Source organism: Chitinophaga dinghuensis (assembly GCF_003259435.1).
Lineage (GTDB): Bacteria > Bacteroidota > Bacteroidia > Chitinophagales > Chitinophagaceae > Chitinophaga > Chitinophaga dinghuensis.
The window spans coordinates 105,728-121,730 of sequence record NZ_QLMA01000004.1; the positions used below are offsets into that span (position 1 = coordinate 105,728).

At 44.5% G+C, this 16,003-nt stretch carries 9 protein-coding genes; 4 read left to right on the forward strand and 5 right to left on the reverse strand.

Annotated features, from left to right (window positions below; all coding sequences use genetic code 11):
- Positions 1-209: 209 nt before the first annotated feature.
- The gene (locus tag CLV59_RS12675) at positions 210-971 is read left to right on the forward strand and encodes a response regulator transcription factor (RefSeq protein ID WP_170137732.1); all 762 of its coding nucleotides are present in this window, start codon (positions 210-212) and stop codon (positions 969-971) included.
- Positions 972-1,024: 53 nt separating this feature from the next.
- On the opposite strand, the gene CLV59_RS12680 is transcribed toward CLV59_RS12675, so the two are convergent.
- The 3 genes from CLV59_RS12680 to CLV59_RS12690 form a co-directional block, all read right to left on the reverse strand.
- Positions 1,025-2,668 carry a SusD/RagB family nutrient-binding outer membrane lipoprotein gene (locus CLV59_RS12680; RefSeq protein ID WP_111592418.1) on the reverse strand — a complete coding sequence of 548 codons (1,644 nt, stop codon included), beginning with the start codon at positions 2,666-2,668 and terminating at the stop codon, positions 1,025-1,027.
- A 12-nt stretch (positions 2,669-2,680) separates the two neighbouring features.
- Complete coding sequence (locus CLV59_RS12685) at positions 2,681-5,776, reverse strand: SusC/RagA family TonB-linked outer membrane protein (protein WP_111592419.1); 3,096 nt, start codon at positions 5,774-5,776, stop codon at positions 2,681-2,683.
- A gap of 401 nt (positions 5,777-6,177) precedes the next feature.
- Entirely contained in the window at positions 6,178-8,616 is a 2,439-nt protein-coding gene (locus CLV59_RS12690) for a bifunctional YncE family protein/alkaline phosphatase family protein (RefSeq protein ID WP_111592420.1), read from the reverse strand.
- A 196-nt stretch (positions 8,617-8,812) separates the two neighbouring features.
- On the opposite strand from CLV59_RS12690, the gene CLV59_RS12695 reads away from it, so the two are divergent.
- Positions 8,813-9,847, forward strand: coding sequence for a pectinesterase family protein (locus tag CLV59_RS12695; protein WP_111592421.1), 1,035 nt, complete (start codon positions 8,813-8,815; stop codon positions 9,845-9,847).
- A 246-nt stretch (positions 9,848-10,093) separates the two neighbouring features.
- Here the strand turns inward: CLV59_RS12695 and CLV59_RS12700 are convergent, their stop codons facing one another.
- On the reverse strand, positions 10,094-10,561 hold the full coding sequence (locus CLV59_RS12700; RefSeq protein WP_146616183.1) for an energy transducer TonB: 468 nt from the start codon (positions 10,559-10,561) through the stop codon (positions 10,094-10,096).
- Positions 10,521-11,255 carry a hypothetical protein gene (locus CLV59_RS12705; RefSeq protein ID WP_146616184.1) on the reverse strand — a complete coding sequence of 245 codons (735 nt, stop codon included), beginning with the start codon at positions 11,253-11,255 and terminating at the stop codon, positions 10,521-10,523. Before CLV59_RS12705 ends, CLV59_RS12700 begins: the two co-directional genes overlap by 41 nt.
- A 132-nt stretch (positions 11,256-11,387) precedes the next feature.
- Between CLV59_RS12705 and CLV59_RS12710 the strand changes: the two genes are divergently transcribed.
- Positions 11,388-13,676 carry a WG repeat-containing protein gene (locus CLV59_RS12710; RefSeq protein WP_170137733.1) on the forward strand — a complete coding sequence of 763 codons (2,289 nt, stop codon included), beginning with the start codon at positions 11,388-11,390 and terminating at the stop codon, positions 13,674-13,676.
- Positions 13,669-15,948: a WG repeat-containing protein gene (locus tag CLV59_RS12715; protein WP_111592425.1), complete on the forward strand. Its 2,280-nt coding sequence runs from the start codon at positions 13,669-13,671 to the stop codon at positions 15,946-15,948. The genes CLV59_RS12710 and CLV59_RS12715 overlap by 8 nt, the downstream gene beginning before the upstream one ends.
- Positions 15,949-16,003: the final 55 nt, after the last annotated feature.

Genomic DNA, 16,003 nt, shown 5'->3' on the forward strand with positions numbered 1-16,003 from the left:
GGTTATCGTTGATGCCTATACGTATACATGTATGCATGCATGAAGTGCGGAGTTATACATGCATGCATTCTTTTCTAAGACAGGATTTCTAACTATTTTGATGTAATCATGTTAATCTGCATTAAGAATAAGTGATGTGATTATAATTGTTAGTTTCTTTGGGTCAAATTTTTAAAAGGAATTTTAATCCTATGAACAAAAAACCCAAAATGAAACGCAGCATACTATGGGCAGACGATGATATAATCTGGTCTGGCATGGTGAAGCAGGTCTTTGAGCAGGAGTATGGATATCTGATACATTGGGCATACACTATTAAAGAAGCATTGGAGTTATTTCAGAAACAGGCGGTTGATTTGTGCATACTGGATGTATACATGCCTTCAGGAGGGAGTAACAAGCTGGATAGAACTGGTCTGGATTTGGGGCAGTGGATACGGGTGAAAGATGAGTACATTCCTATTATTCATTTAAGTGGCAGTATAACAGAGGAAGATGTGATGGAAGGATATAAGGGAGGGTGCGATTATTACCTAGGAAAGGGCATGATAGATCTGGAGGAGTTGCATATCCGGATTGGAAGGATATTAAAGCACTGTGACTCGCAGGAGGCAAAGAAATTGGAATATCCGTTAGGTAAGGATACTTACGATATCCGGAAGGGGCAGTTGATATATCAGGATCATCCTCCGCATACGATCACCGGGAAGCAAGGGGCTATATTTCAGTTGCTGGCCCGGTATTTTCAGAAGTATGTGCCTGTTGAAAGAATATTGGAAGAAGTATGGGGTAGTGTGGAAGTGGGCAGGAGGTCATTGCATGTGTTGATCCGGAAATTGCGGATAAAGTTGCGAAAGCGGGGTGTGTTTATGATCCGGGGAGACAGAAAGAAGGGATATGCGTTGTTGTATGATAGTCCGGTGAAACGGGCCCAGGATAAGGGAGGAATCATTATTGGCAGTCAGCGTTGATTCATAAAAAAAGCGGGGTACCTGAATGGGTACCCCGCCGTTGTTTTAGTACATTATGGTTTATCCCACCATACTGGCTCAGTGATGTATTCCAGTTTGGAGGCGTTTGGATCTGCTTTCAGCAATTGCGCTGCGTTGTAATTGATTTCGTAGCTGGCCATAGCGAATCTTCTAGGCCAATCGGTCGCATTTGGATAGCATAATGTATACAAGTGTGCCGGGCGTTTGAAGCCTTTATAAATGCCGGTGATCTCATTGTAGTTACCGCCGTTGTCTGCACAATAGTTATTGCGGCGCATGTCTGCAAAGTTTTCCGGAGAGAAGCTCATCGCGATGTATTTCTGAATCATGATATGACTGAGGGTCAGGGAAGCAGGGTCCTGTACCACAGAAGTACTGTTCAGGTATGCATCCACTTTGGCGGCAGGCACTCTCAGTAGGTTCATATGGGAACGGATACCTGCTTTGTAAGCGGCGAGCGCCTCTACAGCCTTACCTTGACGGAATTGCACTTCTGCTTCAATGAAACGCATTTCTGCATTCGTCAGCAGCAGGCCCTGTCCACCGCGGCGGGTATACCAGGAACCGGTAGATACAATGCGCTGGGCTGGCGTAGGTGAGTAAGGATTTACGAGCAATGGGATATAAATAGAATCCGGATTTTTATTGAAGCTGTTGTTAGCGCTATTGTAAACCGCATTGCCGATCCCTTTTGTAACTGCAGGATTGGTCATATCCATACCGGTGGTACGTCTCCAACCAGTATCTGTTTGCATCCGGGGAACGATGGTATCAATACGAGGGTCCAGCATATTGTTTGCGCCGGTAGGAGCGCCGGTATATGCATTGCTCAGGTAGTCGATATATAATTTAGTGAACCGTCCGACGGAGTTGGTCGCGATGTTAGTATACTGTATCGAAGCTTTGGAATCATCTGTAACAATAGGGCCTTCATCGACATACTGCACAATGGTGCTCTGGTCATCAGAGATAGGCGCCTTCGCTAATAAATCCAGTACCGCTTGCGCATTAAAGCTGGATTTTTTTGTACTGTGAAGGAGGAAACGCGCTTTCAGACCATAGGCCAGGCGTATCCATTTATCGGTAGAACCGTTATTGAGTACATCTGCTTTCGCAAGGGCAGGCGCAGCAGGGCCTTGTTGTTTTTGCAGATTGGCAATACCCTCATCCAGGAGTGCGAGGACTTTTCCCTGAATATATTCTCCATCATCAAACTTGGGTGTGAAGATGGATGGATTACCAAATTCGTCATAGGGCATGATACCATATAGGTCGGAGATGGTACCGAAGCCCCATGCTTTGATAATTTGTCCTACGCCGATATAATGCCAGGCTTCTACTTTTTTAGCCGCAGTAAAATATGCATCCAGGTTGCTGGCGGTATATACATACCAGGATTGCCAGGGCCAGTTGGATGTACTAGCATTGGAATACCAGCGGGTCAGATCATAGTTGTTACCAGCGGACCCGGTTACAGCAATCTGTTGTGTCATCAATGCGGTTCTTGTACCTGCACTTTCGTACGTATCTGCGAATCCTCTGATGATGGCTGGAAGACGTTGGTCTGCCGTAGGCACATCAATAGTTGGATTATTTGGATTTTTATTGACGTCCAGCCATTTCTTACAGGAAGTGAAGGCAACGGACATACCTAATATGATGAATATTTTTTTCATGATTCCGAGGGTTTAGAATTTAACATTTAATCCAATCGCAACTCCTTTAGTGGCAGGAACCCCTGCATAGTCTACACCTACGGAGCCGGAGCCCACTACGCCAGCGCCAGCGGCACTTACTTCAGGGTCCATGCCTCTGTAGTTGGTGAACAGCAGCAGGTTGTTGCCAGATAAGGTAACTGAAGCGCCTTTCAACCATGGCGTACGTGCCAGAGAGGCAGCAGGCAGGGCATAGGAGAGGGACAGGGAACGCAGACGCAGCCAGTTTACGGTCTGGATGAAGTTTTCTGCATTCTTGGTATAGATATTACGGTAATAGTCTTCCGTAGCTACTACTGTTTTGGTTACATTTTCATATTTCCCTGTAGAAGAATTCAACGCAACTCCGCTGAAAGTAATATTGCTACCGCGATTCATGGTAACCTCGCTCAGACCATTTACGGTCATCAGCCATTCAGTTCCATTGTAAACATCGCCACCTACGCGGAAGTCCCAGAGCATAGACAGGTTGAAGTTTTTATAGGAAATACTGTTATTCAGACCACCTAATAATTTAGGTTCCCTGTTACCCACTGGTAAGGTCATGAGTGAAGTTGGCGCTGGATAACCGGTAGTAGGATTCAGGATCAAATTGCCTTTATCATCTGTTTGATATTTGGAACCGCTCAGGCCCATGAAGAGACCCTGATTAAAGGAAGCCGCTTTGGCAGGACCTACCTGTACATCTGTTACATACAGTATAGCGATACCGCCTGGTAATTCTTTTACCTGGCCTCTGTTGTGGGAGAGGTTCAGCGCTACGTCCCAGTTGATCGTTTTGTTTCTTACCGGGTTACCGCTGATGGTGAGCTCGAAACCTTTGTTTTCAATCACACCTGCGTTTACAGAGCGGAGAATATAGCCGGTAGCGTTACTTACCCTTGGAGACAGGATCTGATCCACGCTTTTGTTATTATACCAGGTAAAGTCGAAGCCTATACGATTTCTGAGGAAACGCATTTCAGTACCGAATTCATAAGAATTGGTATGTTCGGGTTTCAGGTTCGGGTTACCGAGGGTATAAGCGTTGCGGAAACCGCCGCCGATGATCTGTAATGGAGGATCTACGTAGGTATTGGTAGCATATGGGTCTGTGTCTTTACCTACGCTGGCCCATGAAGCGCGTACTTTACCAAAGGACAGCAGATTACTCTTCGGCAGTAGCTCTGTAAAGACAAAGCTTCCGCTAAAGGAAGGATAGAAGAAGGAGCGGTACTCAATTGGGAGTGTGGAACTCCAGTCGTTACGGCCCGTAGCGGTCAGGTAGAGGAGATTTTTATAAGCTACTCTTAACTCGCTGTAAACGCCCATCAGTCTTTTCTGGCTCCAGAAATCCTGCATGTACTTATTCTTTACATCGCCATTATTCAGCGATACAAAGTTTGGAACGGTAAAGTTCTCTACTCTTGCAGAGAGGGATTTATTGTAATAATCTTCTGTGTTATGGCCCACGAGGAGGTTCAGATCAAAGTCTTTCACCTGCTTGTGGAAGTTCAGCATCAGGTTGCCGCTCACGAAGTTGAAACGTTTATTTGTTTCGGAGTACATTCCTTTCTGCCATTTTACCGCAACGGAAGAACCCGGACTAATCAAGCTGTTGAAAGTAGTCTGATAGTTATCAACACCCAGTCGGTAGGTTGCATCCAGCCAGTTGGTAATTTTTACATTGGCGTAGATGTTACCGAGGATACGGGTGGTTTTATCTTTCTGTGGATTTTTATTGACAGTCCAGTAAGCGTTATCGATATCGTTTTCAGGATTTACAGCTGGAACGAGGCGGCGTTGGGAACCGTCCGGGTTTTGCCAGTTCTTCATGTTATCGCTGATGGGCCAGGTGAGGATGCTTTCCAGGTAGCCATGACCGCCGGAACCCCAAAGACCGGTACCAGTCAATGTTTTCTGGGTTTCGCTTGCTGCATAGGTAGCATTTACGCCGAAGGTAAAACGACCGATTTGTTGTTCGCCATTGAAGCGTACGGAAGTACGGTTATAGGCGGTGGTTGGAACGATACCTGTTTGATCCAGGTTAGAACCAGAGAGGAGGAATTTGCTGGTTTTAGTACCGCCGCTCACATTGAAGCTGTTATCGAAAGAGCGTGCAGTCTGGAAGAAATCGCGCAGGTTATTATATACTTGTTCGCCTGGTTTAACCTCGTCTCCCCAGGATAAGGCGCTGTTAGGATTGTAGGTACCATTGAGGTAACTGCCTTGTTTGTATTTGTTTTGCACTTTAGGCAGTCTGTTGACCCAGTTGGTGGTATATCTCGGTGTAACCGATGCCGTTACTGTACCTTCCACCCCTTTTTTAGTGGTGATCACGATAGCGCCGGCGGCGGCAGAGAGGCCATACAATGCAGCAGCAGCGGGGCCTTTCAGAACAGAGATGGACTCAATATCTTCCGGGTTAATATCCATTGCGCGGTTGCTATTGGTAGTAGAGATGTTCACAGAACCGTCGAAGGAACTGTTATCTCCCTGACCGGTACTGTTGTTCATAGGTACTCCATCGATGACAAACAGTGGCTGGTTATTACGTTCCAGGGAAGTACCGCCACGGATGATGATAGAGGCAGAAGAACCTGGAGCGCCGCCAGCATTGGTGATATTTACACCGGCTACTTTACCGTTTAAAGAGTTCACCAGGTTGGCATCTTTGTTTTTCATCAGCTCTTCAGATTTGATATCCTGTACAGAATAACCCAGTGCTTTCTTTTCTTTTTTGATACCCATTGCAGTTACCACTACTTCGTTGAGGCCTGTTTGGGTAGATTTCATCACCACATTCAATCTTGGGGTTGTAATATTATCTACCAGAAAGCTTTGGGTGAGATAGCCGATAAAGGAGAACTCGATCGTTTGGCCTGGAGAGGCTTTGATGGTATAATCGCCATGCACATTTGTGCTGGTATTTGTATTATTTTCCCGGATGCGTATGGTTACGCCAGGTAAAAGCTCATTGTCACTTGAAATGACAGTGCCGGAGATTATCTTTTGCTGTGCTTGGGAGAAGCTGGGCAACAAAAGTGCTATTAACGAGAGCATCGTTAATAACCTGAGTTTGTTTCTCATGTTAAACGTTTTAGAAAATGATGATAATCCTTGGTTGACGAGTTAAATATTGATTACTGTTTAGTTATTAAGGAGCATAGTTTTTTTGTCTACATGCACGGTTTAGATCTACATACTGGAATACGACGTGAAATTACAGTTGGCATCAGCACAGCAGATTAGTCTACTAAGATATATGCAAATACAAGAATTTTCAAGTAAGTTTTTAAATTTTTTGTTTTTCTAGGGGCGATTGCAGAGAAATTTTTTTATTTGTTTAAAAAGTAGGTCCTAACGGTGGCATATAAACGAAAAAATCCTCCAGATGTTGGAGGATTTTTAAAATTATGAATAATGTTGATTTGTTAGTGATTGAATGTTAGTTCTTTTGAAAGGCCAGCTTTTAGTAACGCCTATTTTAATCAATCATCTTCATCTTTTTTCTTCTTCTCCAATATCACAAATGCACTTCGTTTAGGCGCTGGCATTACAGATGCTTCTCCTTTAACCGCTTTCCAAATAATTTCATTCAGTTCCAGATCTGGTGCGGCATCTTCTTTGGAAAAGTTGAAGGCTGCAGATTTCTTACTGCTTTCATTGTCTGCCACATTGCGGAGATTCAGATCTATCAGCGCTGGTTTAACAGTGTAAGGCGTGAAATCTGGCGTAGCAGTGAAGCACTCAAACAGTGGGACTGCTGCGGCATCATACTGACTCATAGGAGGTAGTCCGAGGATCAGCTCCATGGTGCGAAGGAATCCGGAAGTAGAGTACATTGTACTTACCACCGCCTTGCGTTTTACGTAAGGGCCGATAACAAAAGCAGGTGAACGGTGTGCATCTATATGATCAGGGCCGTTTTGCGCATCATCTTCCAGGATGAAGACCACCGACTCTTTCCAGATGGGACTATGTGACAGGTGATCCAGTAGTCTGCCTACGGCTAAATCATTATCTGCCACCGCAGAGCGGGGAGCAATCTTTCCTTTACGCTGACCGCTGGTATGATCGTTGGAAATACGGATAGTACTGAATTGTGGCACTGCATTGATGGCCAGCAGGGAATCGAAATCATGTTGCCATGCATCTGTACGAACCTGATCAGGAATATCCATGTCGAACCCAGGAGAGTAGGGAGACATATGTCCCTCCAGCGTTTTCAATTGCGCTTTATTATAAGAGCCGAACTCTCCATAGCTGCGGAAACTTACGCCTGCACGCTTACAGTAATCCCAGATGAATCCATCTTTAGGGTAAGTAGCCGGGCGTCCGCCTTCATAGTTGGTGGTACCGCCACGATTACCATAACTGGTAGGCCAGGTTTTTTCCACAACGTCTGTAGCATAAGCGGCCATGCTCCAGTTATGACCATCCGCGCTTACTTCTGCATCTACATAAAAGTTGTCCAGCAATACATACTCTTCTGCAAATGCGTGGTGGTTCGGCGTTACGCCTCTTCCAAACAAGGTGAGAGAAGAATCGCCATTACCTTGTGGCAGATCGCCCAGTACCTGATCGTAGGTACGGTTTTCTTTGATGATATAGAAAACATGTTTGATAGGAGATACGTCACCCTGTTTGCGAGGGATGGGATTACCAGCTTCCCCATCTGCGAGCAAAGCTTTTTTATCGGAGAATGGCGTATTGGCATACACCATTTTCGTATAGGCTTTCAGTTGAGTTTCTGTTGGCGCATCAATAAACGACAAGGTTCCTTTGAAAAGCCCTGCAATATATTGCAGTCGGTTATTGGCAGTACTTCCTGTATGAATGCCACTGTTGTCCAGGATGCTGATGGGCTGCGGCCCCTGCGGGTTTGGTAAGCTGGTGTTACCTTTTCCGTTTGATACCAGGATTTTGTTGCCCAGTACTTTCACGTTAGTCGGATACCATCCAACCGGAATGAAGCCCATACTCTGGCTCTTACCAGGTTTGGATACATCAAATACGGCGAGGCAGTTATTATCTGCATTGGCGATATACAATACCTTTTCGTTGTTGCTCAGGGCCAGACCATTGGTGGTAGAGCCGCTCAGCTGCGTAGAATAAAGCGTGGTACCGATGGTTTCCAGTACTTTCCCATTGCTGGTATTGATCACGGAAACCGTGTTATCATTGGCATTGGCCACATACAGGGTACGTCCTTTCTTATCCAACAGCAGTTCATTCGGGTGATTGCCCACTTCAATGTATTGTAACACTTCGTAGTTGGAAGTAGATACTATCGCAACCGTGTTACTACCCCAGATGGAGATATACAGCTTGGATTCATCGGGAGAGAGTACGCAACTGTAGGCCATATCCGGCAGTTGGAGCCGGTGCAGGGTTTTAGCGGAAACAGGGTCCAGCACATAGAGGGCGCTGTCTTCTTTCGTCACCGTATATACACGGGTGTTAGCTCTGTTTACTGCTATGCCGGCAGGACTAATTTTCTGTTTAGGCCATGGCTTACCCATAACGATGGTATCTTTCCGGGTAAATTTTCCATCCTTGATATGGAAATCGATAATCCAGTTATCGTTTGCGCCGGAAGCGTACAAATGTTTTTCATCGCGACTAAAAGCGAGGCCGTACCAGGCTTTCCCGACGATGCTGCTGTCGATGATTTGCTCCGTTTTAGGATCGATCAGTTGTACAGATTGCGTGCTTTGGCCGTTGTTAGTAACGGCGAGGTATTTCCCGGAGGAGCTGAGCTGCATATTGAGCGGCAGATCGCCCAATTGAATGGAATGGCCGGCAGGACTTAGTTTCCAGCCGTTTGGCAGCAAGATCTGATTGGTAGACGACTGCGGACCAGGCAGCTGCGCATAGGTAGTCATGCTCAGCAGGGATAATGAAAAAAGTATACTTATTGGTTTCATAATCAGTTGGTGTGTTGTGAACCTGACGGCGAAAGTAGAAATGCCCGTGTAAATGGTGTATTAAATGATTGTTACTAAATCAATGCCCAGCTGTCTGCATCCCTGAAAATAATCATTTTTTCTTCAACTTTTCTTGCCGCTGCAATTCTTTCAGATCTTTTACTATCTTGTTTTTCCAAGCAAATAATGACACGTTATGAATACCAGGCAATTACTGCTGCGAAATCGAATAATTGTAATCTTAACAATTATTATTTTTTCCTGCTGTGCCTTACGGGCACAGACCGCCAATCCTAATCAGTACAAATATGTGTTTACTGTAGCCAAAGACGGATCGGGGGAGTTCAGGTATATACAGGATGCGATTGATGCGATGCGGGTATATCCGCTGATGCCCATTACCTTGTATATCAAAAACGGCGTATACAACGAGAAGATAGAACTACCGGCCACCAATACAGACGTCCGTTTCATAGGAGAGAGTGCAGATAGTACCATCATTACTTTTAATGATTATTCCGGCAGAGGTAAGCTGACTACCTTCACCAGTTATACGGCTAAAATTTCCGGGAACCGTTTTGTGGCGGAGAATATTACGTTCGCGAACAGTGCCGGACCAGTAGGCCAGGCAGTGGCTTTGTTTGTGGACGCCGACAGAGCGGTGTTTCGTAACTGTCGTTTCCTGGGAAATCAGGATACTATTTTTACCGGTGGGGAGACAGCCAGGCAGCTGTTCGTCGGTTGTTACATAGAGGGAACCACCGATTTCATCTTTGGGCCGGCTACTGCCTTGTTTCGGGAGTGCACGATTCACTGTAAGGCAAATTCGTATATCACTGCTGCCAGCACCACAGCAGGGAAAGCATTTGGGTATGTGTTTATGGATTGTAAGATAACAGCCGCCCCGGACGTCAGTGCCGTATATTTGGGAAGGCCCTGGAGATCCTATGCACAAACGGCCTTTCTGCGATGTGAACTACCCGCTTGTATTGTGGCGAAAGGCTGGAATAACTGGGGCAATCCTGCTAATGAACAAACCGTTTTTTATGCAGAGTATAGCAACACCGGCCCTGGCAGCAGTATGGATGGCCGTCCGTCCTGGATTCGCAGACTGACAAACAAACAGGCCGCAGGCTTTACACAACAGCAAATCTTCACTCTGACTAGCGATGATAAATGGTTTGAGACTTCCTCCATTCAGGGGTTTATTTGGCCAGCAAAAAGTAAGTAACATTATGGCCAAATGAATATCCAGAAAACGAAGTGATACAGCATCCATAATATCAATATGGTTACTACGGGAATGGTTATATGTTGAAATGACCGGGCCCGGGCTGATTGGTTTGCGTGTTCATTGTTACGTAACATCCAGTAAATCCAATGAAGTAATATACTGAAGCATATTGCTGGAATCAGTAGTACCGGCAAGAGTATCCAAAAGAGAATATTAAAAATAAATTCCAGCATAGAGTGCATATTATTCCTGAGGACAAATTCTTAATGGCATAAACATTTTTACATTTACCTTTTTGCCATTACATTTGCCCGGAGTCCACGCAGGCATTGCGTTTAACACACGTAATACTTCTTTTTCCATGATGGTATATTCTTCCGGTCGTTTGTTCAAAATACGCGTGTAGCAAACAACTCCGTGTGCATTGATAATATATGCTAACTGGAAACTTCCCTGCCAGTAATCATCTTCCATCTTGTAATGAATGTTTCGCATCAGGTAGATGTTTAATGCCTGTTCTCCTCCAGGGAATACTGGAGGAACTTCCGGCAACGTAGTCACCTTTGCCTTCATGAGGCTGTCATAAGTGTTTTCGCATTGATTGGACCTGGCAGATTTTTGAGCGCTGGCAATTATACTAAACAAGAGTCCGGAGATAATCATGAGTAGTTTAATGTGTTCCTGGCTGCGACTTTCCCTTTCTGTCTTCATAATATTCGTTATATACAGTTTCCGGATGTTCCCCTGCCAGCCCATAAAACTTCTTACGGCCATCTGTGAAAGCTATCCCGATACCAGTAACTTTATAGGGGAGACAAGCCTCTTTGTCGGGAGTGAAATCTGTTTGTGGCCATACTACCAACAGGATTTGCGTGCTATCGGCTATTTCTGCACGTAAATTCATCATGCCGGGACTTACTGCGTAACTACGGTTTTTCCATGAAAACTGCATCAAATGTAAACCCAGACGTGGCAATACTTCTCTTAGAGGAAGACCTAGCAGACTGTCATTGACCTGCCTTCCAGTTATATAATGATCGCTTCTTCTTCGTAATATGAAAGCAGAGTCCATATTCACTTTTACGATAGGTTGGTAGTAATCGTTTGTCCTGACATTAGCATTATATAATTCTGTGAAATAGCCGTCTTTCGTACAGTAAACATTATAACGGATTTGTTGCTTTCGACCACAGACCATAAATTCCCCATTGTTGTTGGAATAGAAAGTATCTTTCTTGCTTACCTGCAAGCTATCATATTTGAAGGGAAACACTAGTATCATGGCACTATCTACTGGCTGGCTTTTTTCATCTATCACGCGGCCGCTGAAATAGAGCGAGGTTGTTTGTCCGTAAGACGAACTAAAAACACAGCTGCAGAGGGTGAAGCACAACAGGTATTTCATAGTAACAAGGGATTTCATTTTTAAATATACATGGAATCTCTATTGAAAACTTGTTCATTCCCGATTTTGATCCCATATTTGTAGTTCACAATCCCATATTTTTACGGTTTAACCATGAAATGCCTAAAGTTTATGACTCCATTGCTGTTCCCGGTTATTGTTGCCCACGGCCAGCAGATTACAGAGGCGGAATACCTCGGAAAATTCGACGGACTCTTTGCTCCGGTAAAAATCAATTCACAACCGCAGTTTCTCCATAAATCCGGATTGGTACTGATAGATAAAATCGAGACCCAGGGCTATTATGGAACGGTAGTAGGTGTTAAACACAATGCCTACGGCGCTATCAATAATGCGGGTAAAGTGATTGCCCCCTTCCAGTTTGATGAAGTGCATATTCAGGAAGAAAATAATGAGAATAATCCAGAGAAAAATTATTGCTTCGTAATTACCAAGTTAAATGGAAAATACGGCGCTGTAGACACGCTGGGTAATGTACTCTGTCCTCAGGAATATGATGAAATAGACCGGCTGAATGGCCACCTGATGAAAGTGCGTAAAGGCGATCATTGGGGTTGGGTAGATATTAAAACAGGTAAGTTACTACAGGAGCCGGTCTATGATGAGGTAGACGACAGTTATGTAACTGCTTATGTCAGCATTAGAAAAGGCGGAAAAGTAGGACTGGCAAAGGATGACGGAACTATTTTTGTTCCCGCAGAGTATAAGTGGTTCGAATATCTCGGTTATGACGACTATAGTTACTTCGGCTACCAGTTGGGGGAAAAAATAGGTATCATGGATGGCCAGGGCAGGAAGATAACCCCAGCAATTTATACGAGGATAAAAAGAGGCCCTGTGCCCGGCACTTTCGCGGTAATGCAAAATGGGAAAGTTGGTTTTACCGATGGCAGCGGAACAACGGTGGTAGCCCCCCAATACACAGAAGCGCATCCTTATGGAGATGTCATGCTCGTCAGAAAAGGGAAAGTTGGGGTGCTGGACAAACAACTTAAAGAGATTATCCCTCCTGTTTATGATGAAATACAGCTATATAATGGCGTTGGTCAGTTCCTGACGGAATCAGTGTCGTTTGAGACTAAATGGGCTATAATGATGACGCCCGCATTCCTGATCGCGCGCAAAGGTACCCTGTACAATATCTTTGATGTTTCCGGTAAGAAGTTGCTGCCGGAAGATTACACGAAAATTACTCCGCTGAACTACAGAGGGCAACAGTTATTAATCGTGCATACCCTGCAGGGTAAACATGCCCTGCTGAGAATGGACGGTACTGTCATCCTGGCTTCAGGGGCCGATGATATCGCGGAAGGGTATGGATCAGAGTATACTTATTCAGATGATGCCGCAGGCCCCGACAAAGATAATTTCGTGGCAGTGGTCAAAGGGAAACGTATCGGCCTTTACAATATCAAATCTGGAAAGGAAATACTGCCAGCACGCTATACTGGTATCTCCTGGCAGAATTCCAATCTGCTCACCCTGCGCAAAGATCCGGACAGCAGTGGCGTTGCCAATGCCCAGGGTAAGATAATTTGCAAGCTGTCACAATATGGATTCTATACCCCAGTAGATACTAACCGAATCGTTGTCATTAATTATCCTGGCAATGGCAGTAGGGAGACAAAACTCATCGATCTTGCCGGGAATACATTATACGTCAATTCCAAATGGGAATTTCGCGAAATGCAATACTCCAAAATGTTAGTGCCGGAGAAGAACAGAAAATATAACATCTCCTATAACAACGGCCTGCTGAAGGTTTGGGGCGAGAACAGAGATAATCTCTTTCTGGATACAAACGGAAAAGAGGTTGTTTTCGATGAGTTCTTGTTCGTGGGCGATTTCTGTAATGGCCTCGCGCTGGCATCCAGAAAAGGTGCAAATGGAAATGAACTGTTAGGTATTATTAACCTGAAAAAAGAAGTGGTCTATCCACTTACTGCAACGGATATGCATACCATGGAAGGCGATCTGATTCAGGTAGACCAGGATTCGCTGCGTGGCGTAATCAGACAGGATGGGAGTGTATTCATTCCCGTTAAGTATACCAGTATAGATAAGTTTTATGATCTGCCTTTCTATAAAGTAGGGATGGGTAATCACTACGGCGTACTCGACTCTCTCGGCCACGAAATCATTCCTACTGTATATAACGATATTACCTATAATAAATCGGCCACCCTGTTTGAAGTACAACGGGATGATAAGTACGGATTACTGGACAGAAATGGTAAAACAATCATTCCCGTCATCTACGATGAAATGGAGACGAATGGCGGATATCAGGAAGATATATTCCCTGTTCTCGTAAAGAAAGATAACAAATATATATACCTGGATGAACAGGGCAAAGCATTGCCTTTCCGCTCCGATAAATTGAAAGGATATAATGACTAAGTATATACGTTTTTTACCAATTTTATTGCTGCTAGGCGCCAGCCTTGTTGCCAGTGCGCAGAAAGCTTCTGTATTTGTGAACGGACTGGCGCGCATGCAGAACGGAACCCAGTATTGGTATATTAATAAGGCAGGACAAAAAGTATTTGACCGCGTTATAGGCAGCTATCATCCGATTGACAGCATTACAGGAACAAGATTGGAAGACGAAGGCTCTTTGATGTTACTTGTGCGTTCCCAGGGGAAATTCGGAATATGGAATGCACAACGCCAATGGGTGATCCCTCCGGTGTATGATTCTATCGAATTAAAATGGAAATCTTATCTCTCGCTGAAACAACATCAAAAAAGAACATTCGCCGATACTTACGGACATCTGCTGTTACCCCTGCAATTTGAAGAGGTAGGCATACTGGATGGCGATTATTTTGATGTGAAGTCCAATGGCAAATGGGGTATTTATAGTAATAAGGCGCAAAAGCTTGTAGTATCAGCTAATTATGAGGGTTTCGATTATTGCGGCGGCTGCGGTTCCGCATCCAACTATGTATTTGCAAAGAAGAATGGTAAATGGGGAATCATCAATTACCGCAACGAAACCTTACTGCCTTTTGAATACAACCACGAACACTACGGCATGCGCAGTGATAACTGGATCAAAAGCCTTTCTAAGAATGATGTTCCCATGGTCATCAATCTGCAACAAAAGAAGGTTTACAGCAGTCCGGAATACACAGACATGGATGTATTGGATAACGGTTTGCTGAAAGTCAAACGCAATGGTTACTATGGCCTGATTGGAGAAGATGGTCAACAAGTGGCGGACTTTATCTACGATAATATCGAATATCCTTATGAAGAGGGGAGTTATGGTCCATATGTGGCTGTCACTAAAAATAAGAAAACAGGAATACTGGATGACCGCGGACGTGTTATCCTGGCGCCAGAATACAGTGGCAGCATCACCTGTTTTGCAGATTGCTTCATTGTACCGGTGAATGGTAACTATCGTTTATTGGATAGTGCCGGGCAGCGCTTATTGGATAAGGATTATAATAAAATCACCGGATTTATAGCCGGCCCGCATAGCAGTACCACAAGCCCTCTTTTTATCCTGAAACAACAGGCATTATACGGCTTTTATAATCCTGTCAGTAAGAAGACCGTAGCCCCGGCATTTTTTGATATTGCTGCCGATGATACCGGCGATTTTTTACTCGTAGAATATCAACAGAGAAAAGGGTTATACAGTACCGACGGAACTGAGCTCATACCAATGGGCTACAAAGAGTACGGACAACTTTCCGGCTCTGTGTATGTAGTCAGTCAGAACAATCTCAAAGGATTATATGATGTAAAACAACAGCGGCAAATATTACCGACGGAGTACACCGCAATACGGGAGCTGGAAGGAGATTCCAACCTGGTATTACTGATTGGGAAAGATAAAATAGGGGAAGATAAGTATGGCCTCTGCAATATGCAGGGAAATCTCCTGTTGCCGCCGGGTTACAATGATATTATCAGTTTGGGAGATGGTATGTGTCTGCTGAAAACAGGACTGGATGATACCGCACATTACAGTTTATTCGATCCCGTTAGAAAGCAATTGACAGCATTACCCTATAGCTTTATCAGTCCAGGCCATATCCCGGATCAATTGATGGCCGCCAGTGGCGACAAAGTTGGCCTCATCAATATGCGGGGAGATACCGTCATTCCTTTTGAATACCGTTTTATGCGTTCCTTGTTATCCGGCGAATACATTGTTATAAAGCAGGAAGGTGAACGTTATAAATACGGTTATGCAGACAGCACCGGGAAGTTAATAGTACCCGCTATTTATGATTATGATGAAATCAGTTTCCGGGAGTTCGGCACTAAGGCATTACTCCTGCAAAAAGCAGATCCAAATACTGGGTATATCCGACTGGGATTAGCCAGTATGAAGGGACTTATAATGCTCCCCGCCAACAATGACCTGGTGATGGAAGGTAAACCCGGACCAGGATTTCTGGCGAAACAAGGCGATAAATTCATTGTACTGAATGAGGAAGGAAGGCCACTAACTGCGGTGAAATATGAAGATGTAATGTTGCAGGAAGTGCCCGGTTATGGCGCTACTACCTTGAAGTACAGCTATCCGGTGATGTGTAAGATAAACAATACCGCCTATCAGTATCTTACATTAGAGGGAAAGATACTCCCCATCAAAGTAACCGGAGTCATTTCATTTTTCCCGGATTACGATACTGAATTTCCTGAATTATAAAGCAACTGTATAAAAGAAGGGCCTGACGTCTCAGACGTCAGGCCCTTCTTTTTGA